Origin of the sequence: Novosphingobium sp., from assembly GCF_036803765.1 — a bacterium.
Lineage (GTDB): Bacteria > Pseudomonadota > Alphaproteobacteria > Sphingomonadales > Sphingomonadaceae > Novosphingobium.
In genome coordinates this window covers 140198-165284 of the sequence record NZ_DAIRTS010000004.1, presented here as the reverse complement: position 1 = coordinate 165284, position 25087 = coordinate 140198, and the positions used below count along the sequence as shown (strand labels likewise).

Below are 25087 nucleotides of genomic sequence, written 5' to 3'. Positions count from 1 at the left end.
CTCTAGGCGAAGCGGTCCGACTGGCGTGGTGTAGCTGCCACCGCTGGCTTGGTAAAGCCGCGTTCGCGGTCGCCACCGCTTGGGCCGGGGAGCGGGAAGCAGGTGCCGAGCAGTTCCTGCCACAGCGCGCCGCTCGCATCCTTGTCCTCTTCGTCGAGAGCGCGGCGGGAGAGGTCGGCGGCCTTCTGCGCCTCTTTGTAGAAAGCGCTGAAGTCCGCCGCGTCAAGCCGCTTCAACACGTTGTGGCTCGGCACGCCATGGTCGGGAAGCTCTGGCACGATCCCGGCCGCGGCGTGGTAGCGGAACGTGTCGCGAATTCCTTCGAAAGCCTTCACGACGCCCTCGGCGACGCAGGTGATGTCGTCGGGCAGGACGTGTCCGATCATGTGCTCGAGCGGATAGCCCTTTGGATACTTCGGAAGTTCGTCGGCATGCTCGTGGCGCCACCATTTGATGGCGCGGACGATATTGACGAAGTGACCGTTGCACCGGCGGTTCTTGTCGGCGGCCCATTGGATCTGGGCGAGCGGGTGGGTCGGCCCCCAGTCGCGGATGGGCCGATCGGGCAGCATGAGCGGATCGCTCTTCCAACTGGTGCTCGTGTCCTCATTCAGCATGGCCTCCAGGCCGAACTGCCGCATCGGATCCCAGCTCTTGTTCACGACCCAGTCGCGCGCTTCTTCGATCGACTGGTCCGTCGTGACCGCCTCGCTGCGGTAGAGGGACTCGAGGGCCATCCGGGTTTCGGGCTTGACCGGCAGTGACGTCACGACGAGGTCAAGGTCGACGTACGACATTTCGATCCCGAACGACCGGTCCTGCTGCACCCACTTCCCGTGATAGTGGCGATCGAGGAACGGCTCGAACCGCTTCATGGCGGTCGCTGGCTCTTCCAGGTTGTGGTCGATGGTCGTGACGATCACGACATCCACGTCCGACCGCTTTCCGCCTGTCGGCCGCACTGCGGTCGATCGACGCACGCTTCCTTGAAGGAAGGAGTTGGTGATGATCGGCGACAGGTCTGGATCTGCCAGCAAGCGCTTGCGCAGGGTGTCCGACCCCCGCTTCCATTCCTCTTGATTCCGCTCGCTGGGGCGGATGTCGCGGAGGAAGGCGATGAATTGCGGACGAAGCTCCATGACGTTCCTTAGATCTCGAAGGTGGGGCGGTAGCTGCCGTCGACACGGCCGTTGAAGTCAAACTCGTAGGGTATGCAGCGCCCCATCGATTCCGCTTGCTGACCCAGCATGAACGAGAATGCGTTCGGGCCCGAGACAAACACGTGCACCGTACCGCCGGGCTTGCGGATGTTCGCGACCACGCGGGAGACGGCTGACGCGATCGCCGCGGCATGGGAGCCGCCGAGAACGGCGTTCTGTCCGTCGCCTTTGTCGGGCAGCACATGCAGGATCGTGCCGACCGCGGGCAGGGCTGATGCGACGTACTCGCGCACCTGTGCGATCGGGTCGCGGGCGAGGCCTATCGCGAGCGCGACGTCCTTTCCGTCACCCACGCGTTCGGAGTCGATCTTGGGTGGTGGCCCATCGACGCCATCTCGGGCATTCCAGACCTGGCCGGGATTGTTCTGCCCCTTCTGCACGATTTCGACATCCGCGCCGGTTTTGAAGCCGAGGGTCGCCCCGGCGAGGAACGCGACCGACGCGTGGGCGTCGAGGAAGAGGCGCATGTCCGCCCGCTCCGCGAGCATGCGACGCAGGAACTCGGTGATTGGCGCCCGCAACTCCATCCAGGTTCTGCCCTCACGCAAGTGACGGCCTTCGAAGCTGTCCGTCAGCGTGATCGTGCAGGCCGGCAGCGCCTCGAGCATGTCGCTCGGGGTGACGCCGGGTAGGAAGGTCCGGATCGCGACACCCCTGCGCGAGGCCGGGCGTGCGGGGAGGAACCACTTCTCGCTTCGGCACCATTCCTCAAAGCTGGCCCGGTCGAAGCGGTTGAGGTTCTTGATCTTCAGCTGTCTGGCGGCGTCATCGTAGAGGAAGGTGGTCGAGGTCTCCGCTCCGACCAGCCCGACGATGCGGAACTGCAGACTGACCCGCATCCGCAGGCTTTCCAGATCCTCGTGGTTCTCCTTGATGTGGAAGCCGGCGAGAACGTCGTAGAGTTGCTCGTCCGTTTCCAGCCCGAGGTGTTCTCGCCAGCATTCGCGGACTCTGCCCATCCGGCTGGCGGCCGTCCTCCCGACAGCGAGGTCTTGCAGGCGCAGCGAGCCGTCCTTGGGCGAGACGAGCTCCGACAGGAGATCGCCATCCTTTATCTTGTCTGTGGTGATCAGTGTGAAGGCGGCGCCTTCGGGTGCGCCGGCCTTGGCGTTGCGCAGCCGTTCGAGAATGGAGACCGACGTGGCGCCGATGAATGCGGGATCGATCAGATCCTCATAGCCGAAGCGTCCGCTACGGTCCGCGTGCCATTTGATCTGATGATAGTCGACGGTGACCCGCCCAGGTCCGGAGGCGCTCGGTCGACCAGGATCGTAGCGAACGACGACGTCGTCGAAGGCCTTTGGACCGTCGGCCTCGAAAGTGACCTCGACCACGTCGGGTCTTTCCGCATCCAATAGAGACGCCGCATGCACCCAGAAGAAGCGAGACTGATAGTTGTCGCCGTGCCAACGTGGCTCGACCGCGTTTGCCATTCAGGGTGCCCCCGTGACGATGATCCGGCATCCCCATGCCGACGCGACGGCATATGGTTACCGAAGCGCAACATTTGAAGGGGAGTCGTGTTCTTTTTTCGTTCGACGGCAGGTGTCGTCGCGAATTAGGTTCGCTGACGGCGGTTCCGAGATAATTGTCAGCGCGGCGCCGATACCGACCTGGCTGACCTATCTACACGATTAGGATGGCGGCGTTCATCGGCGTCGGCTGGCGCGACCGGTCGATCTACGATCACGTCGTCAGCGTGTCGCGTGCCCGTGATGATCCGGTTGCCGCCTTAGCACGAGGGCGGCAGCGCCGGTCGCGCATATGCCGCTGATCTGGTCGGCAGACGTGCGGGCTCGTGGCCGAAGTTCGTCGCCTTCAGAGGTGGCTTATCCGGCGGCAGCCCGCATCCGGGCCTCGGCTTCGGCTATGCCCGCGCGACAGCTCCCAATGGCGCTGAGGTTGCCGTCTCTTTCCGGATAGGCGAGCTGACTCTGAAGGTGGTTCATCTTGCTGCGCCAATAGCTGAAGTCTTTTGGTCGGTTCGGTGTAGCCATCGTGATCTCTACCACCGCAGGAGGGGGCGAGCGCTGCGCCGACATCCACTCCATCGCTGCGTGATGATCCGCCTGAGCGCGAGCTCTGGGGTCCCGCGCTCAGAGGAAGCGATCAATCGCCAGATTTGGAGTCGTCAGCGGTGACCTGAACGAAGGGCAGCTCACCGCGGTCCTCTGCCCAGAACCTGCCAGGGAGCAGGCGGCCCAACCTCTGTCGTTCTGCGGTGCGCGTGTGGCAGGCGTCGGATGTCGGCTTTTGGCGAGATCTGCCGTTCGACACGTCGCCGGGGAGCGGCAGAAATGTCCCAAAACTCCGCCTTGGCTTTTGAATGTAGAAGGGTGCGGCCTGAGCTATCTGTCGATGGTGAAGGCTAAAAGATTTTCGCGCAACCTATTGAATTTTTTCTATCTTGGTCGCAGCAGCGGTCGCGTGGCAGTTCAGCGCGCCACGTCTGATTGGGGCGGTGTGGAAGAAACCATCCTGCTTGATTTATCTTAATGGATCGCAATACTCGGCCATCTCCCCCACCAACCAATCGCGGAAGGATATCAACGCTGCTGTCGGTTCCCGACTACGTAATCGTGCGAGCCAGTAAGAGCCGGTCGAAACGGCCAGCGTAAACGGCTGGATTAGCCATCCACCCTGCAGTTCGGCCTCGAACATTTCCAGCGGTAGAATGGCGACGCCGAACCCACGCATCGCGGCCTGTGCCATGAGGGCCGACGAGTCGAACACCGGGCCTGACAAGCGCTGGTCAGACAGGCCTGCTGCGGCAAGCCAGGTTAGCCAGTCCTGACCGCGATAGGAGCGCAGGAGCGTCGTATCCTTAAGATCGGCCGGTGCTTGGAGATGCTCGGCGACTGCCGGCGAACAGAGCGGTGACAGGGACGCCTGCATCAGATGCGTCGCTTCGAGGCCCCGCCACGCACCGTCACCAAAGCAGATTGCGCAGTCGAGGCTTTCTCCTGCAACATCGACACGGTTGTTGTTGGTCAGCAGGCGCAAGTCGACAAATGGATGCAGTTGTCTGAAGCGCTCCATGCGTGGCAGCAGCCAGCCCAGCGCGAAGGTGCCGACGACACTGACGGTCAACACCTCCTGGCGCACCCCGCGATCGAAGCGATCGATCAACCCTGTCACTTGCTCGAAAGCCGCATTCAGCGTGGGGAAAAGCGCCAAACCCTCATCCGTGACGGCAAGCCCGCGCGACGTGCGGCGAAACAGCTTTGCGCCCAACCGGTCCTCCAAGGCCTTCACCTGATGGCTGACTGCACTTTGCGTCACGCCGAGCTCGTTGGCCGCGCTGGTGAACGACAAATGCCGCGCGGCGCTTTCGAACGCGCGCAGGCCGTTGAGGGACACCGGCCAGGCGCCGCCATGAGAAATTCTCTTGTCCGACACGATTTATGATCCTTTGCCAGTCAAGCATTCTGCCAATATCGTCTCCTTTATCGCGGACCGGCAGCGTTTCGTCATGAGATTTTATGCGCCGTGGCGCGTCTGCCTAGCCGCTGTCATTCAGGGTGTTGAGGGAGACGGGCATGAGCCGATTGAACATCGTACGGCTTTTGGCGTTGGCAGGTGCCGTCTGCATTTGCGCAAGTTCGGCTACCGCGCAGCAAGGCAAGCAGACTTCGCCCCCCGATGGCGCCATCGACAAGGTTGAAATCTGGCAGGCTCCGACAGGATCGCAGCAAATCAACATCTGGCCGGGCACCGTCCCTGACGGAACGTTCCGGCCCCAGCCCGCCGAAACCGTCAGGACGTACCACGACGCTGCGGCAACTGGTGGTAAGTCACAGGTCGTCATGAACATCGCGGTTCCGACGATGACCATCATCCCGCCCAAGGAGCCGAGGACGAAGACGGCGGTCATTGTCTTTCCGGGGGGCGGCTTCCAGGAAGTCTTCGTCGGTATGGAGGGCACGGAACTATGCGATTGGCTGACGGCCAAGGGCGTTACCTGCATCGTCTCCAAATACCGCGCGCCCGGTGGAAACGACTTCTACGATGCGGAGAAAGACCGCCAGATCACGCCGAAAATTCCCCGCGCCTTGCAGGACGCCCAGCGCACTATCCGCCTGGTGCGCTCAAAAGCCGCGGAACTGGGTCTCCATCCCCACCGCATCGGTGTGCTGGGCATGTCTGCGGGCGGCTATCTGGTCGCGCAAACCAGCAATATCCTTGCTCCGACCTACCGCCCGGTCGATGCCATCGACGGGATCAGCAGCCGACCGGACTTCGCTATCACGCTCTATCCAGGGCATATTTGCAGAGATCACGGAGCGTTTGATCCAAAGCTTCCCGTGTCCAAAGCCGCGCCCCCGCAATTCATCGTCCAGACCTGGGACGACGAGATCGATCCCGTCTGCAACAGCCTGATGTATGCGTCTGCACTCGACAAGGCCGGTGTCCCCGCCGAATTGCACCTGTTCGCGCGTGGGGGACATGCCTTTGCTCTCCGCCATCCGAATGACCCGGTCGGCAAGTGGCCGGAACTGGTCGAGCTGTGGCTCAGGCAAATCAATATGCTTTAGCTCCGGCTCTACGACCAGCGCCTACGCGGCACGGCGTTGGCACCCTGCCCGCCTCGTCATGGACAAAGGCTTTCGACCATGAACTTTACAAGACGATCCATAGCCTTGGGCATGCCGGCGCTGCTGTGCTGGCCCGCTCTCGCCCGGTGCGCCAGCGCCGATCCAATTGCCGAGTATGAACGCACGACCGGGGGGCGGATCGGTGTCCATGCCTTGAACGTCACGACCGGCCAGACACTTACATGGCGTGCGGACGAGCGCTTTATCATGTGCAGTTCCTACAAGGCGTCGCTTGCGGCGTTCGTGCTGGCTCGGGTCGACCGCGGCGAAGAGAAGTTGCACGCGCTCGTGCCCTATACGGCGAAGGATACGCTCGGGTTGTGGGGGCCCATCGCAAAGGAAAACCTCGCCAAGGGCGCGATGACAGTTGCGGCGATGTGCAAGGCCGCTGTGGAAATCAGTGATGGGGTGTGTGCCAACATGCTGATGGCGCGGTCAGGGGGCCCCGCTGCGCTGACCGCATTCCTGCGCTCCATTGGCGACACGACGACGCGGGTCGATCATTTCGAGCCAGCGCTCGACCGTGTGCCGTCAGGCGGGCCTGATGACTCGACAACGCCGGCGGCGATGGCCAGCACGCTCCAGAAGGTGGTATTGGGCGACGTGCTGTCTGCTCACTCGAAGGGGTTGCTCACGCGCTGGCTGATCGGCAACCAGACCACCCCCCGATTGCGCGGGGGCCTACCCCGGAACTGGCGGATCGGCAACAAGACCGGGCACAGTGGCCGGGATATGGCTGGCGACATTGCCGTCGCTTGGCCCCATCCTGAAATACCGATCGTCATCGCGGTCTATACCCGTGGAGGAAGACCCACCGAGGCGCAGTTCGACAAGGCCTTTGCCGGCATCGGCAGACTTGTTGCATCCACACTGGTCTGACATCGCGCGGCCACTCGGTGAGGCCGCGCTCGGGCAGAATACCTTCGCGTGTCTCGCTAGCGAAGTCTGCAACAGGGCGCGCTCCTATCGCGCTTCGTCGACCTCGTAGAACATCGGGTTGCGCATCCATTCCCGGATGGCGGATTCCCGCCAGCCGGTGCAGCGTGTGGCGATGCGCACCTGCTTGGGAAAAGTCCCCGCCTGGATCTTGCGGTAGAGGGTGGCGCGGGTCAGGCCGGTGCGATCGAGCACGGCATTGAGGCGCAGAATGCGATCCGGGGGCTGTTCGATCATGGCTTGGTCTTCCTGTGCTGTGGTTGGTTTTCTTGCTCCTTCGCTGTGAGATTTGCTGGCTTGCGGTCGGCGTCAAGAGTGCCGAAAACGGTGCCAAAGCACTGAATCTACGCCTGATTGCGCCAGAACCGCCGATTGTACTCGAGGGTGAGAAAAGAAATTTTGAGGCTCGTGCAGATTGTGTCTCAGGCCGTCTCGGCCTGACCGCGCTCTCCTTCCGCTGCGCTCCAGCCGAGCCGGCTGCGCCGTCTCGTCGGTAGGGCCGGTGCGATCGCTGACGCGGGGCCCGGCCCTGCTGGCCGGCCCTGTCGGTCCGCCTCTGGCTCCCCTCCGGTTGTCGCCGCGCTTTGGATGCGCGGCGGTGTTTGCCTCGGCTCCGAGGTGACGGGGGGCGTCACGGCCCTGTAGCCCCGCCGCGACGGGGTGCAACCCGGCCCGCTGCGCGGCTCCGGGTGCTCCACGCTGTTGCGCTCCTGGCGGATGCACCCCGCCGCCTGCTGCGGGGCTCTTGGTCCGCTCCTGCCGCCCCCCCGCCACCCCGGCGCCGGGCCATGGCGGTTTAAGGAGCTTGAAGACCATGAGCACCGTGAACACGAGCGAACGCCAGTCCCTCTATGTCGAGGTGACTTCCCGCATCATTGCCGAACTCGAAGCCGGGCGCCTGCCCTGGGTGCAGCCGTGGGACGCCAGCCGCTGCCCCTGCACGCTGCCGCACAATGCTGGTTCGGGTAGGACCTATTCGGGGATCAATGTTCTCATTCTCTGGACCTCGGCCATCGAGCAGGGCTTTTCCTCGCAGCGCTGGCTGACCTATCGCCAGGCCGAAGCGGCCGGGGGCCATATCCGGCGCGGCGAGAAGGGCACGGCGGTCTGCTATGCTGATCGCTTCACCCCGCGCGAGGAAGCGGCCAAGGCCAGGGACGAGGACCGCGAAGCGCGCACCGTGGCCTTTCTCAAGCGCTTTACCGTGTTCAATCTCGACCAGTGCGAGGACCTGCCCGAAGACATGATTGCCCCGGTGGTGCCGCTTGCGCCAGAACTGGCGATTGCCAGCGCCGATCGCGTGATCCAGAACAGCGGGGTGACCTTCCGCATCGGGGGCGGGGAAGCGTTCTATTCCCCTACCCATGACGTGGTGCAGGTGCCACCCCAGGCGGCCTTCCCCGAGCCGATCAACTGGTTCCGCACGGCTCTGCACGAGCTGGGGCACGCGACCGGCCACAAGTCCCGGCTGGACCGGGATCAGACCGGCAAGTTCGGGTCTGCGTCCTATGCGAAAGAGGAACTTGTTGCGGAAATGGCCAGTGCCTTTGCCTGTGCGGCGCTGGGCATTGTCCCGACCGTGCGGCATTCCGATTACATCGGGGCTTGGCTCGAAGTGCTGCGCGCCGACGAGAAGGCGATTTTCCGCGCCGCCAGTGCGGCGAGCAAGGCGGCCGATTTCCTGCTGGCCTGTGGGGAGGACCGGCCATGAGCGGGCCTCTCCCGCCCGAATGGGGAACGCCCGTCTTGCCGATCCTGTCGCCGCGCGCGTTCTGGCGGCGGGGGCAACGCGGCCTGCGCCGGATGACCAAGCGGCAGAGGGATATCTTCCGGGCCGTGCGCTTCGAGGGTGCCAGCTATGTCGAGCTGGCCCAGCGCCATGGCATCAGCGTCGAAGTTGTGCAGGCCGAGCTGGCCAAGGCCCTCTCCACGCTGACCCGTGCGGTCTATGGGCACTGGTGGCAGCGCTGGTGGCCGTGGTGAAAAATTCAGGCCGCCCGATGACTTGCCATCGGGCGGCCATCGCGACAGGGTAGCCATGTCATGCGCAGCGATCTCGACCATCTTCCCGCCAACAAGCAGCGCGAGCTGGAGCGCGTGGTGCAGATCGTCTTCGAGGAATTCGAGGACGCGCTGGCCCTGGCTTCGCACGAGTGGAAGAAGAAGGGCCGCATTCTCAAGGTCATTCTCTACGGCAGCTATGCGCGCGGCGGCTGGGTCGATGAACCGCATACCGCCAAGGGCTACCAGTCGGACTATGACCTCCTCATCATCGTCAACGACAAGCGCCTGACCGACCGGGTGAAGTACTGGGCCAAGGTCGATGACCGGCTGATGCGCGAGTATGGCATTGCCGGTACGATCAAGACCCCGGTCAATTTCATCGTTCACACCCTGCAGGAGGTGAACGATGGGCTGGCCCATGGGCGGTACTTCTTCATGGACGTGGCCCGCGATGGCATTGCGCTCTACCAGAGCGACGACACTGAATTGCATCAGCCCAAGCCCAAGACGCCGCATGCCGCGCTGGCCATGGCCAGGGAGTATTTTGAGGAGTGGTACGCAGCTGCGATGCGGCGTCATGACTTCGTAAAATTCGGACTGGAACGCGGGCATCTGAAAGAAACGGCGTTTGAGCTGCATCAGACGACCGAGAGCCTTTATCACTGCGTGCTGTTGGTCGTGACGTTCTACACCCCACACGTCCATAATCTGGCATTCCTGCGCACGCAGGCCGAACGGCTGGACGTCCGGCTGGTCCATGTCTGGCCCAGCGACAACCGCAAGCAGCGAGCCATGTTCGAGAAGCTGAAGGAAGCCTACGTCAAGGCGCGCTATTCCAAGCACTACCGGATCACCGAAGAAGAACTGGCCTGGCTGGGCGAGCAGGTCGAGGAACTCGGCCGCGTGGTTCACGCCATCTGTTCCGAGCGCATAGCCCAGCTGGAGGCGACGGCGCGGCAGGCGGGCTAGCGGCCGGGATTTGAAATCGGCGGTCTTGTTCCGGGCGCATTTAAACAAGCGGGGTGAACGATGGAGCAGGCCCTTGTCGCGTCACTCGAAGCGGTGGCGGAGGTCATGGAGAACGCCCAGGATCCCTGGTGGATTATCGCGAGTGCGGCGGTCGCGTTGCATGGCGCCGATCCCGGGCCTGTCGGGGACGTCGATGTCCTTCTCAGTCTTCGCGATGCACGGCGCATAATACCCACGTTGGGACTTGCCCCGCATCAGGGCTCTCATCATGCCGAATTCCGCTCGACCATTTTTGCAACGTGGCGCGAGCCGCCACTGCCGGTCGAATTTATGGCCGGCTTCCATCACTGCCAGGGTGGTCGCTGGCGCGCTATCGGTCCAGCAACGCGCCAGCGGATCGCGTTGGACAGCAAAACCTTGTTCGTTCCCGATCGCGTCGAGCTAGGGAGTATCTTGCAGTCGTTCGGCCGCCCCAAGGACCTCGCACGGGCAGCTCGTCTCGCTGCGCTTTCTGCGTGAGGCCTGCCGTACGCAGTTGCACCGGCAGTCACAAGACGTGTCGCGTAACCTGTGACTGCCGGTACAGCAAAAGCTATAGCAGATCGTGCGCGTCTGTGAATTGGTTTCCACCGAAATGGTGATACCGGGAAGAGATCGGCCGAGTTGTCTATGAGAGCAATCCGTTTACCGCCCGATCGAACGACGACGTCTCCATACGCCCGTCTTGTCTGTCGATTAGAATCGGTTCGGCGCTCCTTTATAAGCCAGCCAAAGGTTACGATACGAGGTGGTGATTTGAGCGGACGAGGTCGTGCCTGATGTCCGGCTGACATTCGGCAAGCCGTGCGGTCGTCAGCACTGCTATCTGCCGCCACCGTGTCGCTGCATTATAGGATGTGCCGACGCGCCGTGGCTACTTGCTTGGCGCTGCTATTCAGTCGGCCGCCGCCTGACTTTCTCCAATCGCATCTACCAACATCGCCACCAGCGCCTCTTCCGCACGCGCGCGAGCCGCTGGATCCTTGGCGGCCAGATCGTTGCGAAGCCACTGCGGTGCGCGTTCGATCACGCCGAGAATGCGGGTCTTGGTCTTGTCGTCCATTTTTCTCCCTATGGCGACGCGGCTGGCGCGGGGCAACTTGCTGGCGATGGATGGTTGAACGCGTGTTGCCGGTTGCTCAGTCTGTGTCGTGGGTATCGGCAAAAGCTCGCTTGCCGCGTCGTCGCCACAGCGCGAGTTGAATGCCGGTCTCGTCGACACGCAGTTTTGCCGACGCCTCGACTAGCAGCCCGAGGATCACGGCACGATCATCGTCGGTCAGTTCAACGAGGCCAGCCTTGGCGACAAGCCCGCCCAGTTCGATCAGTTGCCGTGTCCGCTCTTTCCGTTTCACCTGCCAGGCCCGCGTGTCATGGCGCGCCTGTTGCAGCGCCAGGCGATGACGGGCGCTCGTCGTGCGGCGCTGCTGGTTGCGCGTCGTCGCCAGTGCGTTGGGCAAATGCTGGTTCGGCCCGCTCGCCAGAAAAGAACGCAGCGCCGCGTTTGCGCCATGCCTCCCGTCGTTGCGGATCGGTGATGGCGGCGATCGACAGCAGCGCACCGGCCAGTTCCTCGATGGTGAGGTTGTCGGCGCCGGTCGCTTCGACCAGTTCGCCGAGCTGGCTCTGCTTGCGTGCCTTGAGTTGCCTGGCCTTGGCGGTGAGGGCCTTGAGGTCCTCGTCATAGTTGCGGGGCTTGCGCATGTCTGGTGTCCTGTGACGGCGATCTGTTGCGCCGTGAGGACTTCCAGTTATCGGCCTTGACGATCAATGCCAATTCCCTGAAACCTCATGGGATTTCGCCGTCCCGAGAATGATGAAATCTTTTGAGGGCGCGCTTATACGTCGTGCCGACGTGCGCTTTTAGGCGTATCTGGTGCGTCGCCATGGCGATCTATCACTTCTCGGCCAAAGTTGTTTCGCGCGGTGGCGGCTCGAGCGCCGTGGCTGCCGCTGCCTATCGCTCCGCCGCTCGGCTCTATGATGAGCGGCTCGATCGGCACCACGATTTCTCCAACAAGACCGGCGTCGTGCACAGCGAAGTCATGCTGCCCGACGGCGCGCCGGAAGAATGGCGCAATCGGGCGAAGCTGTGGAACGACGTCGAAGCGGTCGAAGTGCGCAAGGACGCGCAGCTGGCACGCGAGATCGAGTTCGCCATTCCCCGTGAGATGACCCAGGCCGATGGCATCCAGCTGGCGCGGGACTTTGTGCAGAAGGAGTTCGTCGATCGCGGCATGGTCGCCGATCTCAATGTGCACTGGGATGTCGGACCAGACGGCCTCGCCAAACCGCACGCCCATGTGATGTTGAGCATGCGCGAAGTTGGCGAGAACGGCTTCGGCCCCAAGGTGCGCGAGTGGAACAAGACCGAGCTCTTGACCCACTGGCGCGAAGCCTGGGCCGAGCACGTCAATGGCCGGCTGGCTCAGCTCGACATCGACGCGCGGATCGACCACCGGAGTCTCGAGGCCCAAGGCATCGATCTCGAGCCTCAGAACAAGATCGGACCGGCCGCCGCACGCATGGCACAGGAAGGCCTGGTACGTGAGCGGCTGGAAGAGCATTTTGCCATCGCCAGAAGCAATGGCGAAAAGATCCTCGAAAACCCCGGCATTGCGCTCGATGCCATCACCCATCAGCAGGCGACATTCACTTCGCGCGACCTTGCCACGTTCGTGCACCGCCACAGCGAGGGCAAGGACCAGTTCGACGCCGTGCTGGCGGCGGTGTGGAGTTCGCCCGATCTGGTGCGCTTGGGGCCAGATGGACGCGGCGAAGAGCGCTTCACTTCGCGCGCCATGCTCGAGACCGAACAGCGGCTCGAGGTGGCCACAGCGAGGCTCGACGCTGACCGCTATCATGGCGTGCCGGCGCGCCATCTGGCAGCCGCGCTGGACCGCGCTGAGGCGCGTGGCCTGGTGCTGTCGGTCGAGCAGCGCCATGCGCTCGCGCATGTCACCGGCGGTAGCGGTATTGCCAACGTGATCGGCTATGCCGGTTCCGGCAAGAGCGCGATGCTCGGTGTGGCCCGCGAAGCCTGGGAGAAAGCCGGCTACGAGGTGCGTGGCATTGCCCTCTCCGGTATTGCCGCCGAGAACCTGGAAAACGGTTCGGGCATTGCCTCGCGCACCATTGCCAGTCTCGAGCACCAGTGGGCGCAGGGACGCGAAATCCTGAGGCCCAACTCGATCCTGGTGATCGATGAAGCCGGGATGATTGGCACGCGCCAGATGGAACGCGTGATCAGCGAAGCGGAGAAGCAAGGCGCCAAGGTCGTGCTGGTCGGCGATCCGCAGCAGCTCCAGGCGATTGAATCCGGCGCGGCCTTCCGCAGCATGGCCGAGCGGCATGGCGCGGTCGAGATTACCGAAGTGCGCCGGCAGGCCGAGGAGTGGCAGCGCGATGCCACGCGGCAGCTCGCCACCGGCCGGACGGGCGAGGCCATCGAAGCCTATCACGCGGCCGGTCTGGTGGTCGAATCACGCACGCGCGAATCGGCGCGCGATGCCTTGATCGAGCGCTGGGATGCCGATCGGCAGGCCCATCCCGAGGCCAGCCGGCTTATACTCACCCATACCAATGCAGAATGCGATGAACTGAATGCGCAGGCCCGGGATCGCCTGCGCGATCATGGCACGCTCGGCGCCGATGTCGCGGTCGAGACCACCCGTGGCATGCGCTTGTTTGCCGAGCAGGACCGCATCATGTTCCTGCGCAACGAACGCGAACTGGGTGTGAAGAATGGCATGTTGGGCACCATCGAGCGGGTTGATCGCACCGGCATGGCGGTGCGGCTCGACGATGGCCGCGCCGTGGCGTTCGACCACAAGGACTATGCCGACCTCACCCATGGCTACGCCGCCACCGTACACAAGGCGCAAGGGGCCACGCTTGACCGGGTCCATGTTCTGGCCACGCCAGGGCTCGATCGCCATGGCGCTTATGTCGCGCTCTCGCGACATCGCGATCATGTCGAGTTGCATTACGCCAGGACTGACTTTGCCGACCGCGAGCGGCTGGCCGATCGGCTGTCGCGCGACCGGTCCAAGGACATGGCGCGCGATTACGCCGCTCAGGAACAGGAACGCAAAGCCGAGCCGGCCCTGCAACCACCAGCCAGCGCAGAACCCGAGCGCAAGCAGGGGCGCTTTGCCGGGCTGCGGCTCAGCGTGCCCAGCTTTGCCCGGCCGCCGGCCCAGGGCCAGCAGGCAGCCCACGAACACACCAAGCCGGCCTTGGCAGCAGCGCAGCACATTGATGCCAAGCCCAGCCTCGACCAGGCGGTCGAGCGCTATGCCCGCGCCACGGCGGAGATCGACCGCATGACCAGACAGCAGCTCCCCGCGCTCGAATACCAGAAGACGGCGCAGGCCCGCGCCGCCCAGGCGCTCGATGCGCTGCCCGGCGGCAGCGCTCGCGATCTCGACACCGTCTTCCAGCGCAATCCGAGCCTCATGGCTGAGGCCTCCGCCGGCCGCACCGGCAGTGCCGTTCGCGCCATGCAGCTTGAAGCCGAGATCCGCGCCAATCCCGAATTGCGCGCCGATCGCTTCGTCGAGTCCTGGCAGCAGCTTCAGGACCAGCGGGGCCGTCTCAACGGCAGCAGCAACCGCGAAGCGCGCCAGCAGGTGGAAGGCCAGATGCGCGCCATGGCCAAGGGCCTGGAGAAGGACCACGAACTGGGCAATGCCCTCAGCAAGCGGGGGAACCAGCTCATCGGCAAACAATGGTCGCGGGAATGGTCGCCGGGCGTCAGCGGCCATGACATCAGCGATGCCGCGAGGACCAGGTCGATCGCCCAGCAACTCACTCACTCGCTCGAGCGTGGGCGGGACCGGGGGATGGGGCTATGACCAACAATTCCGCCAACCGCGCAAACGCCCAGGCCGACCTCGACCGCCCCGAAGTGGCGTTCGAGGCGATGACCCACAAGCTTGCCGCCCTCGTTGCGGCTGTCGAGGGCTTTGCGGCCCGGCAGCAGGAACTGCACAGCCGCGATTACACACAGGACCTGGCCCGCATCCATGCCTGCCAGGACGACGCGGCAGCCGCGCTCGAGACGCTGGCCAGCAGTCCCGCGCTGCAGCTGACGCCCGAGGCCATTGCCGGCCAGATCTATCATGCCACGGCCAGGGCCAGTGAGGTTGAACGACAGCACTTCGGCGCTGCGCGGATCGATCTGGATCGCACCGTCCTCACGATCAACGACATCGTGCAATCCATCCTGAGGGGGCTTCAGCAACTACGCTGGCTGGGTGTCGCAGCGGCCATCGGAGTGATGGCGGGCTTCCTGCTGGGTTGGGCTGTTCCGGACGTCGTTGACCGGGCGGTGCCAGAAGGCTGGCACTGGCCGGAGGAGCGTGCTGCCAGCCTGCTCCAGCGTGATGGTTGGTCAGCTGGCGAGCGGATGCTGCAGGTGTCCGATCCGCAGCGGTGGAGCGCGTTGCGGGACGCTGCCAGCGTTTGGGCGAGCAACGCTAAGGCGCTGGAGGCCTGTCAGCAGCGTGCAGCGAAGGTCGGAAAGGGCGTGAGTTGCTCCATCTCGGTAAGCGATCCGCAAAGCTAGGCGCGCCTCTGGTTTCCCCACTGAATAATCACGCATGCCGGATTGCTCATTTGCACCTAAGGTTGGCATCGCACCGCTACGCTTGCTACTCGCGAGCAAGATTGACACCACCGCATTGAGCAAGGGGCACATGGCGAAAAAACTCGCAAAGACAACGAAAGGGCAAGCCAAGGGCGGCGACCTCGGTTTCGAGGCGGAGCTGTTCAAGGCGGCTGACAAGTTGCGCGGGACAATGGAGCCTTCCGACTACAAGCATGTTGTTCTTGGCCTGATCTTTCTCAAGCACATTTCGGATGGTTTTGAGGCCAAGCGCGCCCAGTTGCTTGAGGAATACCCCGAAGGCGTCGAGGATGAGGACGAATACCGCGCCGACAACGTCTTCTGGGTGCCCAAAGAGGCGCGCTGGTGGCATCTTCAGGCCAGCGCCAAGCAGCCCGGCATCGGCAAGATCATCGACGACGCCATGCTGGGGATCGAGAAGGTCAACCCAACGCTGAAAGGCGTTCTGCCCAAGGACTACGCCCGCCCCTCGCTCAACGCGATCATGCTGGGCGAGCTGATCGACCTTATCTCCGACATCGGGTTCAAGGAGGCCGATGGCCAAAGCCGCGATGTGCTGGGTCGGGTCTATGAATATTTCCTCGGCCAGTTTGCCGGATCGGAGGGCAAGCGCGGCGGCGAATTCTACACGCCCCGCTCGGTCGTGCGCACCATGGTCGAGATGCTCGAACCCTATCGCGGGCGCATTTATGACCCATGCTGCGGCTCGGGCGGCATGTTCGTCCAATCGGAAAAGTTCATCGAGAGCCACGGCGGCCGCATTGGTGACATTGCCGTCTATGGGCAGGAATCGAACCACACCACTTGGCGCCTGTGCATGATGAACCTGGCTGTGCGCGGCATCGATGCCGACATCAAGTGGAACAACGACGGCAGCTTCCACCGCGACGAACTGCCCGACCTACGCGCCGATTACGTGCTGGCCAACCCGCCGTTCAATATTTCGGACTGGGGCGGCGAACGGCTGCGCGAGGATGGCCGCTGGAAATTCGGCACGCCGCCTGCGGGCAATGCCAACTTCGCCTGGCTCCAGCATATCCTGCATCACCTCTCGCCCACCGGCACGGCAGGCGTGGTGCTGGCCAATGGCTCGATGTCGTCCACCCAGAATGGCGAGGGCGAGATCCGCCGCGCCATGGTCGACGGCAATGTTATCGACTGCATGATCGCCATGCCCGGCCAGTTGTTTTACTCAACCCAGATCCCCGTCTGCATCTGGTTTCTGGCCAAGGACAAATCCAACGGCGTTGGCCGCTATCAGAAGCTGCGCGACCGGCGCGGGCAAATCCTGTTCATCGATGCGCGCAAGCTGGGCCACATGGTCGATCGCACCCGCCGCGAATTGAGCGATGCGGACATCCAGCAGATCGCCGATACCTACCACGCATGGCGCTATGGAGACGGCTACGAAAACGTCCCCGGCTTTGCCTATTCCGCCACGACGGAAGAAATCGCCAGGCACGGCTATGTCCTCACCCCCGGCCGCTATGTCGGGGCAGAAGAGGTGGAGGAGGACGACACGCCTTTCCCCGAACGCTTTGCCGCACTGCAAACCACGCTGGAGGCGCAGTTCAAGGAAAGCGACCGACTGACCGCGCTGATCCGTGAAAAGCTGGCGCAAGTGGAGATGCCGCATGGCGCTTAATGTCGAACACCTGCTGCGCACCGCTGCCACGCTGGAACAGGCGCTCCATGCGCTGAACAAGCCGCTCGATCCGGAAAGCGTGGAATATGACCTGTACCGCAACGCCGCGATCAAGAGCTTCGAACTCTCGCTGGAAACAGCGGGCAAGCTGCTGCGCAAGGCATTGAAAGCCTATTCCGGCGATCCGCGCGGGGTGGATCGCTTGGTGTTCAACGATGTGTTGCGGCAGGCGGGCAAGCATGGCCTATTCGATCTGGCGGCGGTGGAGCGCTGGCTGGCCTATCGCGCCAACCGCAACAGCACTGCGCATGATTATGGCGCGCAATTTGCCAATGAAACGCTGACATTGCTGCCCGACTATCTGGCCGATGTGCGCAGCCTTGCGGTCGAATTGCAAAAGGTGTTCGATGCCGCAGGTTGATCTGGCGCGGCTCGATCTGCCGCCGCGCGTGCTGGCCTGTTTGCAGGATCTGCTCAAGGCGCATGTGCCCGATACCGAAGTCTGGGCCTATGGCAGCCGGGTAAGCGGCGGCGCGCATGAGGGCAGCGATCTGGACATCGTGCTGCGCCCATCTGCCCTTGACGAGCAGCCCGCAGGCTGGCTCGATCTGAAGGACGCCTTGCAGCAAAGCGCCATTCCCATCATCGTTGACACGCATCTGTGGCAGCACCTGCCCGCCAGCTTTCATGGCGAGATCGAGCAGGCTTATGTGCTCTTGCAGCGGGGGCGGGTGTGATGGCGTGGCCAACAATGACACTCGCGCAAGCCGGTGTCGCGCTGATCGATTGTGTGCACGCGACACCAGCGGCCATGACTGCTGGCCTGCCTTACATCGCTATTCCGCAGATGAAAGATGGTCGCCTCGACTTTGATGGAGCTCGCAAGATCTCGCGTGCAGACTTCATCGAGTGGACACGAAAGGCCCGCCCTCAACGGCATGATATCGTATTGTCGCGGCGTACCAATCCCGGCGTAATCGCACCAGTGCTGGACGATACAGAGTTCGCCTTGGGGCAAAATTTGGTTCTGCTTCGGGCCGATGGCCAAACGGTTGCACTGTCATTCCTGCGATGGCTTGCGTCCAGCCCCTATTGGTGGGACCAAATCGCCAAATTTAACAATGTGGGCGCAATTTTTGACAGCTTGCGCTGCGCCGATGTTCCGAATTTCGAGCTGCCGATCCCTCCGATCTCGGAGCAACTTCGGATCGCTGATTTGCTGGCGGCTCTCGATGACAAGATAGAGTTGAACCGGCGGATGAATGCGACGCTGGAGCGCCAAGCGCGCGCGCTGTTCCGCGACTGGTTCGTCGATTTCGGTCCCACTCGCGCAAAACAGACCGGCGCCCCCGCCTACCTCGTCCCCGACCTCTGGAACCTCTTCCCCGCCACCCTCGACCCCGAAGGCAAACCGGAGGGGTGGGAAGAGCGCCCGCTGGACACGATCGCGGAGTTCCTGAACGGCTTGGCATTGCAGAAATTTCCTGCCCAGCCGGGGATGCCGAGCCTGCCCGTGATTAAGATTGCGGAACTCCGATCTGGTATCACTGCCAATTCCAATCGCGCGTCTTTGGATGTGCCGCAAAAGTATGTGATCGAGGATGAGGATTTCCTGTTTTCTTGGTCGGGCAGCCTTCTGGCAAAGTTTTGGACCGAAGGGCGTGGTGCGCTCAATCAACATTTGTTCAAGGTCAGCTCAGCCGAATTTCCGGCTTGGTTCTTCAGCCAGTGGGTCTGGCACCATCTCGAAGAATTCCAGTCAATTGCAGCGTCAAAGGCAACGACGATGGGCCATATTCAAAGAGGCCACCTCAGCGCTGCAATGACCATGTGTCCACCTCCAGGCACGTTGGCGGCACTTGGTCAGGTGATGCAACCGCTCCAAGATCGCGTCCTCTCCAATCTGCTGGAATCCCGCACCCTCGCCCAAACCCGCGACCTGCTGCTGCCCAAGCTTATGTCTGGCGAAATTCGCGTGCGTGATGCTGAAGACGTTGCTGGCTTATCACGATGAGCGCAGACTGGTATGTGGGTATCCGCAGTTTCTGTGACTATTGGCGTCACGCACCCACCCTGCAGCAGACCTTCAAAGCGCTTGAAGACGAGTTTAACGCCGAGAATGACGCTTGCGTCGATGCGGCCAAGGCCATGGTTGAATGTGCCTGCCGCCTGTTGGTCGATGAACTTGATGACCCAATCGCTCCAGTAAAGCCGAAGGATGAAAACCCGGACTTCGGAAAATGGCTTGCTGCCGCCGTGCGCGTTTTGCACTTGGATCAGGTCCGTGATGAGGCCTTCAAGAAGCTGATTTCCCAGTATCACAAGCTGGGAACAACTCTTGGTGATCTGAGGAATAAGGCCGGAACGATGAGCCACGGTAAAGACGGATTCATCGCCAAGCTGAGTGCGCACCAGCGACGAGCAAGCGTATTGGCTGCTGATGCAATCATCTCGTTTCTACACGAGGCATACATCGAGCGGCAGCCTGAATTGATCCGAACCCGTGAGCCATACGAGCGTTTCACTGACGCGAACAAGCTGATCGACGACAATGTTGCCGTAGCGGCTGCGGAGTCAGAGTTCGACGCAGCAGTAGACATCAGCATCGTTTTACCAAATGATGATGCAATTAACCTGACGATCGAAGCATCTCGCTTACTATTTGAATTTGACCGAGAAGCCTATGTCGCTGCATTGCTGGCATGTAGGGAAGCAACAGCTGTGGGCGATCAGGGGGACGAGAGTTGACTGCCTTCAAGACCATTGATTCCGAAGATCTGAGCATCGCCAAGGTGTTTCAGTCCTTCTACAAGGTCCCCGATTACCAGCGCGAATACGTCTGGGGCGAGAAGGATGCCGAGGGCAAGCGCGGCGACGAGGTCGAGCAGTTCCTGCAGGATATTTTTGGCGAATTCGAGCAAGCGACCAAGGACGATGCGCCGGAATATTTCATCGGCACGATCGTGGTTTGCGCCGACAAGGACGGTGTGCTCGATCTGATCGATGGGCAGCAGCGCACTACCACTAGTTTCCTAACGCTGTGCGCATTGCGCGATGCTTTGGCCGCTCTTGGCGCTGAAACACCGGCCACGCTGTCAGATCAGATTTCGTCCAGCAGCACCGATTGGCAGGGAGATACGGTCAACCGGATGCGCCTCGATCTGCAATATGAGGACGCTCAGGGCGTGATGGCCGAATACGGCGAAGGCAAGGGCTATGACGCGCGTAAGGACGGCACGCGCTCGATCCGGAATCTGGCCAATGCCTATGCCGCCATTCGCGAGTTTCTGAAGGACAAGTTTGGCGATGATGCGCAAGCTGTTAGGCGCTTTCACGGCTATTTCACCAACAAGGTCAAGCTGATCCGCATTCAGACCCCGGATGTCAGCCGGGCGCTCAAGATTTTTGAGACCATCAATGATCGCGGCGTCGGTCTGGACGCGATGGACCTGCTGAAAAATCTGCTATTCATGAATGCCAAGGCGGACCAATTCCGCAAGCTGAAGGATGAGTGGAAGGCACTGACACAGACGCTCTATGGCGCGGCTGAAAAGCCGCTACGCTTCCTGCGCTATTACATCCTCGCCAATTTCAACGTGCGTGACGCCAAAATCCGCGAAGAGGAAATCTACAACTGGTTGGTCAAGACCAACGATCAGACCAACCATATCAGCGATCCGCTGGGCTTCGCTGTCCGGCTCAAGGAAGCGGCGCTGGACTATGCCAATTTCGCCACGCTCAAGAACCAGCAGGGCCATTTGGAAAACGGGCTGGCCAACACCAGGGCGCTGGGCGGCAGTGCCATCAAGCAACATCATATCCTGCTACTGGCTGGGCGGCATTTGACCGGTGAACGGTTCACGCGACTTTGCAACGCGATTGAAGAGGTGATGTGCGTCTGGCTGATTGCTGGCGTTTTGACCAAGGATTATGAACGCGCCATCGCCCAAGGCACAAAAGCCCTGCGCGAAGTGAAGACCGATGCCGATCTGGATGCCTTCATCACCAGCTTCGTCGATGGTCAGAAATCGCTTTATCATGAACGGTTTCGCCAAGCCGTGCTTACGCTGAAGAGCTGGAATGTTCGGCAGTTTCGCCTGAAATATCTCCTCGCGAAGTTTACCCAGTATTTCGACATTCAGGCATACGGGGCTGCCGGCAAAGACCAACTGGGGCCTTATCTCGTCTCGAAGGTCGAAGTAGAGCACATCCTCGCGCGGGGGGCGGATGAAGCCGCGCAGGCAGAATTTGGCGACGGCGCGAAGGATATCAATCTGATCGAGAGTCTCGGCAATTTTGTGCTGCTGGAGAAGGCTGTAAACATCGTGGCGAGTAACGCCGCTTATTCCGTGAAAGCCGCGCAATACCCGAATTCGCAGTTCCTCCTGACCCGGTGCCAAACCGAACTGATGCAGGTAGGCGTGAACGATCAGATCACGCGGGCCATGAAAAAGCTCGACCCAAGCCCAACATGGACAGCCGAGACCATCCGCAAGCGGCAAGAATGGTATGCTGATGCTGCCCTGGATGTGTGGGGCCTCAGGCATGTGGAGCCCCATGTGAATTACGACGATCTTATCGGCTGACGGGAAGAACACTGAATATGGCCAAGCTCACCGAATCCCATGTCGAGGAAGCCGCGCTCGAATGGCTGGGCGAGATGGGCTGGCAGGTGGCCTATGGCAATGATGTCTCGCCAGACAGCGCGCGGCCAGAGCGGGCTGCCTATGGCGATGTGCTGCTGCTGGGGCGGCTGCGGGAGGCGGTGGCGCGGCTCAATCCCGATGTGCCAGGAGACGCGCGCGAAGATGCCCTGCGTCAGGTGGTGGCCGCACAAACGCCATCGCTGGTCGAAGAAAACCGGCGTTTGCACCGCATGATGGTCGAAGGCGTGCCGGTGGAATATCACGCGGCGGATGGCGTGATCCGCGGCGATCGGGTGCGTTTGATCGATTTCGACGGGCTAGAAACGGGCAAAGACAGCAACGACTGGCTGGCCATCAACCAGTTCACCGTGATCGAGGCGGGGCATAATCGCCGTCCAGACATTGTGCTTTTCGTCAATGGCCTGCCGCTGGCCGTGGTGGAGCTGAAGAACCCCGGCGACGAAAACGCCACGATGGATGGCGCTTTCAACCAGTTGCAGACCTACAAGCAGCAGATCACCTCGCTGTTTCACACCAACGCGTTGTTGGTGATCTCTGATGGATTGGTGGCGCGGGCCGGTTCGCTGACGGCCGACGAAGAGCGTTTCATGCCGTGGCGGACGATGGACGGCGCGACCATCGCCGCCAAGGGGCTGCCCGAGCTTGAGGTCTTGCTAAAGGGCGTGTTTGATCGTGAGCGCCTGTTGGTCCTGATGCGCGATTTCATGGTGTTTGGCGATACGGGCAACGGCATCGCCAAGATTGTGGCGGGCTATCACCAGTATTTCGCCGCGCAAAATGCGATTGCGGCCACACTGCGCGCGCTGCCTTCCGCGCGGGGGACAGGCTCTGAGGGCGACCGGCGGATTGGCGTGATCTGGCACACGCAAGGCTCGGGCAAGAGCCTGCTGATGGCCTTTTACGCTGGGCTTCTGGTGCGCCATCCCGTGCTGGAAAATCCCACGGTGCTGGTCATCACCGACCGTAACGATCTGGATGATCAGCTGTTCGGCACGTTTTCGATGTGCAGTGACCTGATCCGGCAAAAACCGGTTCAGGCCGAAAGCCGCGATCATTTGCAGGCCTTGCTGGATCGGGCTTCGGGCGGGGTGATTTTCACCACGATCCAGAAGTTCGCGCCCGCCGATGGGGATGCCTACCCCGCGATCAGCGACCGGCAGAACATCATCGTTATGGCGGATGAAGCGCATCGGTCGCAATATGGCTTTCGCGCCCGGATTGATCCCAAGACCGGCAAGCGCGCCTATGGCCATGCCAAATATCTGCGTGACGCACTGCCCAATGCCTCGTTCATCGGCTTTACCGGAACGCCGATCGAAACCGATGATGTCAACACGCCCGCTGTGTTTGGCGAATATGTCGATATTTACGACATCTCCCGCGCGGTGGAGGACGGGGCCACGGTTCCGATCTATTACGAAAGCCGCCTGGCACGGATCGAGCTGCCAGAGGATCAAATACCGCTGATCGATGCCGAGATCGAGGAACTGACCGAGGACGAAGCTGAGCGGGATTCCGAGAAGCTGAAAGCGCGGTGGGCGGCGGTTGAAAGGCTGGTCGGATCAAAGGAGCGGCTGAAGCTGATCGCGGCGGATCTGGTGGAACATCTGGAAAACCGCCTTGCTGCGATGGATGGCAAAGCGATGGCGGTGTGTATGAGCCGCCGCATTTGCGTGGCTCTCTACGACGAAATCATCGCCTTGCGGCCGGACTGGCATTCGGACGATGACGCCGAAGGCGTAATCAAAATCGTTATGACCGGCGCCGCGTCCGATCCGCCGGAATGGCAGCGCCATATCGGCGGCAAAAAGCGGCGCGATGATCTCGCCAAACGGGCGCGCAAAGTGGGCGATCCGCTCAAGTTGGTCATCGTGCGCGACATGTGGCTCACGGGCTTTGACTCGCCCTGCATGCACACGATGTACATCGACAAGCCCATGCGTGGCCACGGGCTGATGCAGGCCATTGCCCGCGTCAATCGCGTGTTCCGCGACAAGGAAGCCGGGCTGATCGTCGATTACATCGGCATTGCCCAGAACCTGAAGGCGGCGTTGGGGATTTACTCCCCATCCGATCAGGAACAGGTCGGCATCGACGAAGCCATGGCTATCCGCGTCATGCTTGAACGCTTCGACATTGCACAGGCTATGTTCCACGGGTTTGACTGCGCGCCCGGCATTCAAGGCACACCTGCCCAGCGCCTCAAATGTCTGGCGGAGGCTATCGAATGGATCTTAGCGCGCCAGCATGAAGAGGCGCTGCACCAAACCTCGGACGATGCCAAAAAGGCGGCGCATCGCCGGTTTCAGGATGCCGTTCTTGCATTGGGCAAGGCCTTCGCTTTGGCCGCCGCTAGTGATGAGGCAAAAGCCATCCGCGATGAGGTTGCCTTTTATCAGACCATCCGGGCGGCCCTGGTGAAAAGCTCCGGCACTGGCAAGACGACGCAAGAGCGAGAATTTGCCGTCCAGCAGTTGATCGACCGATCAGTCGTCACCACCGAAATCATCGACATCCTGCAAGCGGCGGGCCTGACATCCCCAGACATCTCGATATTGTCGGACGAGTTTCTGGCTGAGATGAAGAATTCCGAGCGACCCAATCTGGCGCTTGAGGCACTGAAAAAGCTGCTGGCAGACAAGATCCGCTCTCGCTCGAAAACCCACGTGGTCGAAAGCAGAAAATATTCCGAACGGCTGAGCGAAGCTATCGCGCGCTACCACACCAATGCCATTAGCACCGTCGAGGTGCTGCAAACGCTGATCGAACTGGCCCGCGAAATCCGCGAGCAGCAGACGCGGGGCGAGGCCGAAGGTCTGACGCCCGAGGAAGAGGCATTCTACGACGCGCTGGCTGACAACGATAGCGCCGCAGAAATCTTGGGCAATGACAGCTTAAAGGTAATTGCAGAAGAATTGGTATCCAGCCTCAAATCCAATGCCAGCGTCGACTGGGCACATAGAGAATCCGCCCGTGCGAGGATGCGTGTTCTGGTGAAGCGCATTTTGCGTAAGTACGGCTATCCCCCAGACCTGCAGGATGCTGCGGTGCAAACAGTGTTACAACAGGCTGAATTGCTTGCCGGGCACTGGCAATGAGTTCGCCGGCATTCAAGAGCCAACTTTGCGTCTGCGTGCCGACGTCCCAAAGTCAGCTGCGAGGCGTAGCGCTTTCCGGAGTTCGGCGGCACAAAACACGTGCTGAATAGTGCACTGACGATTGCGGGGAGCGATGTTATGCAGGTGCTACGATCATCGTGTTAACCGTAAATGGCCTTCAGACATAGGCTCTTAGACGGGCAAAAGTTGCGTGCTGTGGGGAATTGGCGTATGGTCTTGTTGAAAGTTTAGCTAATTCATAGCGTTATTGGACGAAAACTGGTC

General features: G+C 61.7%; 22 protein-coding genes. 15 read left to right on the top strand and 7 right to left on the bottom strand.

The window, feature by feature from the left end; genetic code table 11:
• Positions 1 to 2: 2 nt before the first annotated feature.
• The 3 genes from V7Q48_RS04135 to V7Q48_RS04125 all read right to left on the bottom strand — a co-directional run bounded on the left by V7Q48_RS04135 (position 3) and on the right by V7Q48_RS04125 (position 4619).
• Positions 3 to 1139 carry an SMODS domain-containing nucleotidyltransferase gene (locus V7Q48_RS04135; RefSeq protein ID WP_333836447.1) on the bottom strand — a complete coding sequence of 379 codons (1137 nt, stop codon included), beginning with the start codon at positions 1137 to 1139 and terminating at the stop codon, positions 3 to 5.
• Between the two features lie 8 nt (positions 1140 to 1147).
• The gene (locus tag V7Q48_RS04130) at positions 1148 to 2653 is read right to left on the bottom strand and encodes an SAVED domain-containing protein (protein ID WP_333836446.1); all 1506 of its coding nucleotides are present in this window, start codon (positions 2651 to 2653) and stop codon (positions 1148 to 1150) included.
• 1054 nt (positions 2654 to 3707) lie between these two features.
• On the bottom strand, positions 3708 to 4619 hold the full coding sequence (locus tag V7Q48_RS04125; protein ID WP_333836445.1) for a LysR family transcriptional regulator: 912 nt from the start codon (positions 4617 to 4619) through the stop codon (positions 3708 to 3710).
• A gap of 140 nt (positions 4620 to 4759) precedes the next feature.
• Between V7Q48_RS04125 and V7Q48_RS04120 the strand changes: the two genes are divergently transcribed.
• Both V7Q48_RS04120 and bla read left to right on the top strand, forming a co-directional pair.
• Positions 4760 to 5755 (top strand): alpha/beta hydrolase, encoded by a 996-nt coding sequence (locus V7Q48_RS04120; RefSeq protein WP_333836444.1) that lies wholly within the window; start codon positions 4760 to 4762, stop codon positions 5753 to 5755.
• A gap of 111 nt (positions 5756 to 5866) precedes the next feature.
• Entirely contained in the window at positions 5867 to 6694 is an 828-nt protein-coding gene (gene bla / locus V7Q48_RS04115; RefSeq protein ID WP_333836443.1) for a class A beta-lactamase, read from the top strand.
• Between the two features lie 84 nt (positions 6695 to 6778).
• Here bla and V7Q48_RS04110 read toward each other — a convergent pair whose 3' ends face one another.
• On the bottom strand, positions 6779 to 6988 hold the full coding sequence (locus V7Q48_RS04110) for a helix-turn-helix transcriptional regulator (protein WP_333836441.1): 210 nt from the start codon (positions 6986 to 6988) through the stop codon (positions 6779 to 6781).
• 577 nt (positions 6989 to 7565) lie between these two features.
• On the opposite strand from V7Q48_RS04110, the gene V7Q48_RS04105 reads away from it, so the two are divergent.
• Genes V7Q48_RS04105 through V7Q48_RS04090 form a run of 4 tightly spaced genes read left to right on the top strand, consistent with a single transcriptional unit; the run spans position 7566 to position 10243 of the window.
• Positions 7566 to 8462, top strand: coding sequence for an ArdC family protein (locus tag V7Q48_RS04105; RefSeq protein ID WP_333836439.1), 897 nt, complete (start codon positions 7566 to 7568; stop codon positions 8460 to 8462).
• The gene (locus tag V7Q48_RS04100) at positions 8459 to 8734 is read left to right on the top strand and encodes a sigma factor-like helix-turn-helix DNA-binding protein (protein WP_333836438.1); all 276 of its coding nucleotides are present in this window, start codon (positions 8459 to 8461) and stop codon (positions 8732 to 8734) included. The genes V7Q48_RS04105 and V7Q48_RS04100 overlap by 4 nt, the downstream gene beginning before the upstream one ends.
• A gap of 60 nt (positions 8735 to 8794) precedes the next feature.
• Entirely contained in the window at positions 8795 to 9724 is a 930-nt protein-coding gene (locus V7Q48_RS04095) for a nucleotidyltransferase and HEPN domain-containing protein (protein ID WP_333836436.1), read from the top strand.
• Between the two features lie 60 nt (positions 9725 to 9784).
• Positions 9785 to 10243 carry a hypothetical protein gene (locus tag V7Q48_RS04090; protein WP_333836434.1) on the top strand — a complete coding sequence of 153 codons (459 nt, stop codon included), beginning with the start codon at positions 9785 to 9787 and terminating at the stop codon, positions 10241 to 10243.
• A gap of 415 nt (positions 10244 to 10658) precedes the next feature.
• Here the strand turns inward: V7Q48_RS04090 and V7Q48_RS04085 are convergent, their stop codons facing one another.
• The 3 genes from V7Q48_RS04085 to V7Q48_RS04075 form a co-directional block, all read right to left on the bottom strand.
• A complete protein-coding gene (locus V7Q48_RS04085) occupies positions 10659 to 10826 on the bottom strand; it encodes a hypothetical protein (protein ID WP_333836432.1) in 168 nt (55 codons plus the stop codon).
• Between the two features lie 76 nt (positions 10827 to 10902).
• Positions 10903 to 11118 (bottom strand): conjugal transfer protein TraD, encoded by a 216-nt coding sequence (locus tag V7Q48_RS04080; protein WP_333836431.1) that lies wholly within the window; start codon positions 11116 to 11118, stop codon positions 10903 to 10905.
• A gap of 16 nt (positions 11119 to 11134) precedes the next feature.
• Positions 11135 to 11467: a conjugal transfer protein TraD gene (locus V7Q48_RS04075; RefSeq protein WP_333836430.1), complete on the bottom strand. Its 333-nt coding sequence runs from the start codon at positions 11465 to 11467 to the stop codon at positions 11135 to 11137.
• Positions 11468 to 11649: 182 nt separating this feature from the next.
• On the opposite strand from V7Q48_RS04075, the gene traA reads away from it, so the two are divergent.
• The 9 genes from traA (at position 11650) to V7Q48_RS04030 (ending at position 24802) form a co-directional block, all read left to right on the top strand.
• Positions 11650 to 14619, top strand: a complete 2970-nt coding sequence (gene traA, locus V7Q48_RS04070; RefSeq protein WP_333836429.1) for a Ti-type conjugative transfer relaxase TraA — start codon at positions 11650 to 11652, stop codon at positions 14617 to 14619.
• Positions 14616 to 15332 carry a DUF6118 family protein gene (locus tag V7Q48_RS04065; RefSeq protein WP_333836428.1) on the top strand — a complete coding sequence of 239 codons (717 nt, stop codon included), beginning with the start codon at positions 14616 to 14618 and terminating at the stop codon, positions 15330 to 15332. The genes traA and V7Q48_RS04065 overlap by 4 nt, the downstream gene beginning before the upstream one ends.
• A 130-nt stretch (positions 15333 to 15462) precedes the next feature.
• Positions 15463 to 17037: a class I SAM-dependent DNA methyltransferase gene (locus tag V7Q48_RS04060; RefSeq protein ID WP_333836426.1), complete on the top strand. Its 1575-nt coding sequence runs from the start codon at positions 15463 to 15465 to the stop codon at positions 17035 to 17037.
• Positions 17027 to 17458, top strand: coding sequence for a nucleotidyltransferase substrate binding protein (locus tag V7Q48_RS04055; RefSeq protein ID WP_333836425.1), 432 nt, complete (start codon positions 17027 to 17029; stop codon positions 17456 to 17458). Before V7Q48_RS04060 ends, V7Q48_RS04055 begins: the two co-directional genes overlap by 11 nt.
• Entirely contained in the window at positions 17445 to 17774 is a 330-nt protein-coding gene (locus tag V7Q48_RS04050) for a nucleotidyltransferase domain-containing protein (RefSeq protein ID WP_333836424.1), read from the top strand. Before V7Q48_RS04055 ends, V7Q48_RS04050 begins: the two co-directional genes overlap by 14 nt.
• Before the next feature lie 14 nt (positions 17775 to 17788).
• Positions 17789 to 19051 carry a restriction endonuclease subunit S gene (locus V7Q48_RS04045; RefSeq protein ID WP_333836423.1) on the top strand — a complete coding sequence of 421 codons (1263 nt, stop codon included), beginning with the start codon at positions 17789 to 17791 and terminating at the stop codon, positions 19049 to 19051.
• Positions 19048 to 19785, top strand: a complete 738-nt coding sequence (locus V7Q48_RS04040; RefSeq protein WP_333836422.1) for an abortive infection family protein — start codon at positions 19048 to 19050, stop codon at positions 19783 to 19785. The genes V7Q48_RS04045 and V7Q48_RS04040 overlap by 4 nt, the downstream gene beginning before the upstream one ends.
• Entirely contained in the window at positions 19782 to 21623 is a 1842-nt protein-coding gene (locus V7Q48_RS04035) for a DUF262 domain-containing protein (RefSeq protein WP_333836421.1), read from the top strand. Before V7Q48_RS04040 ends, V7Q48_RS04035 begins: the two co-directional genes overlap by 4 nt.
• Positions 21624 to 21640: 17 nt before the next feature.
• The gene (locus V7Q48_RS04030) at positions 21641 to 24802 is read left to right on the top strand and encodes a type I restriction endonuclease subunit R (protein ID WP_333836420.1); all 3162 of its coding nucleotides are present in this window, start codon (positions 21641 to 21643) and stop codon (positions 24800 to 24802) included.
• Positions 24803 to 25087 lie beyond the last annotated feature (285 nt).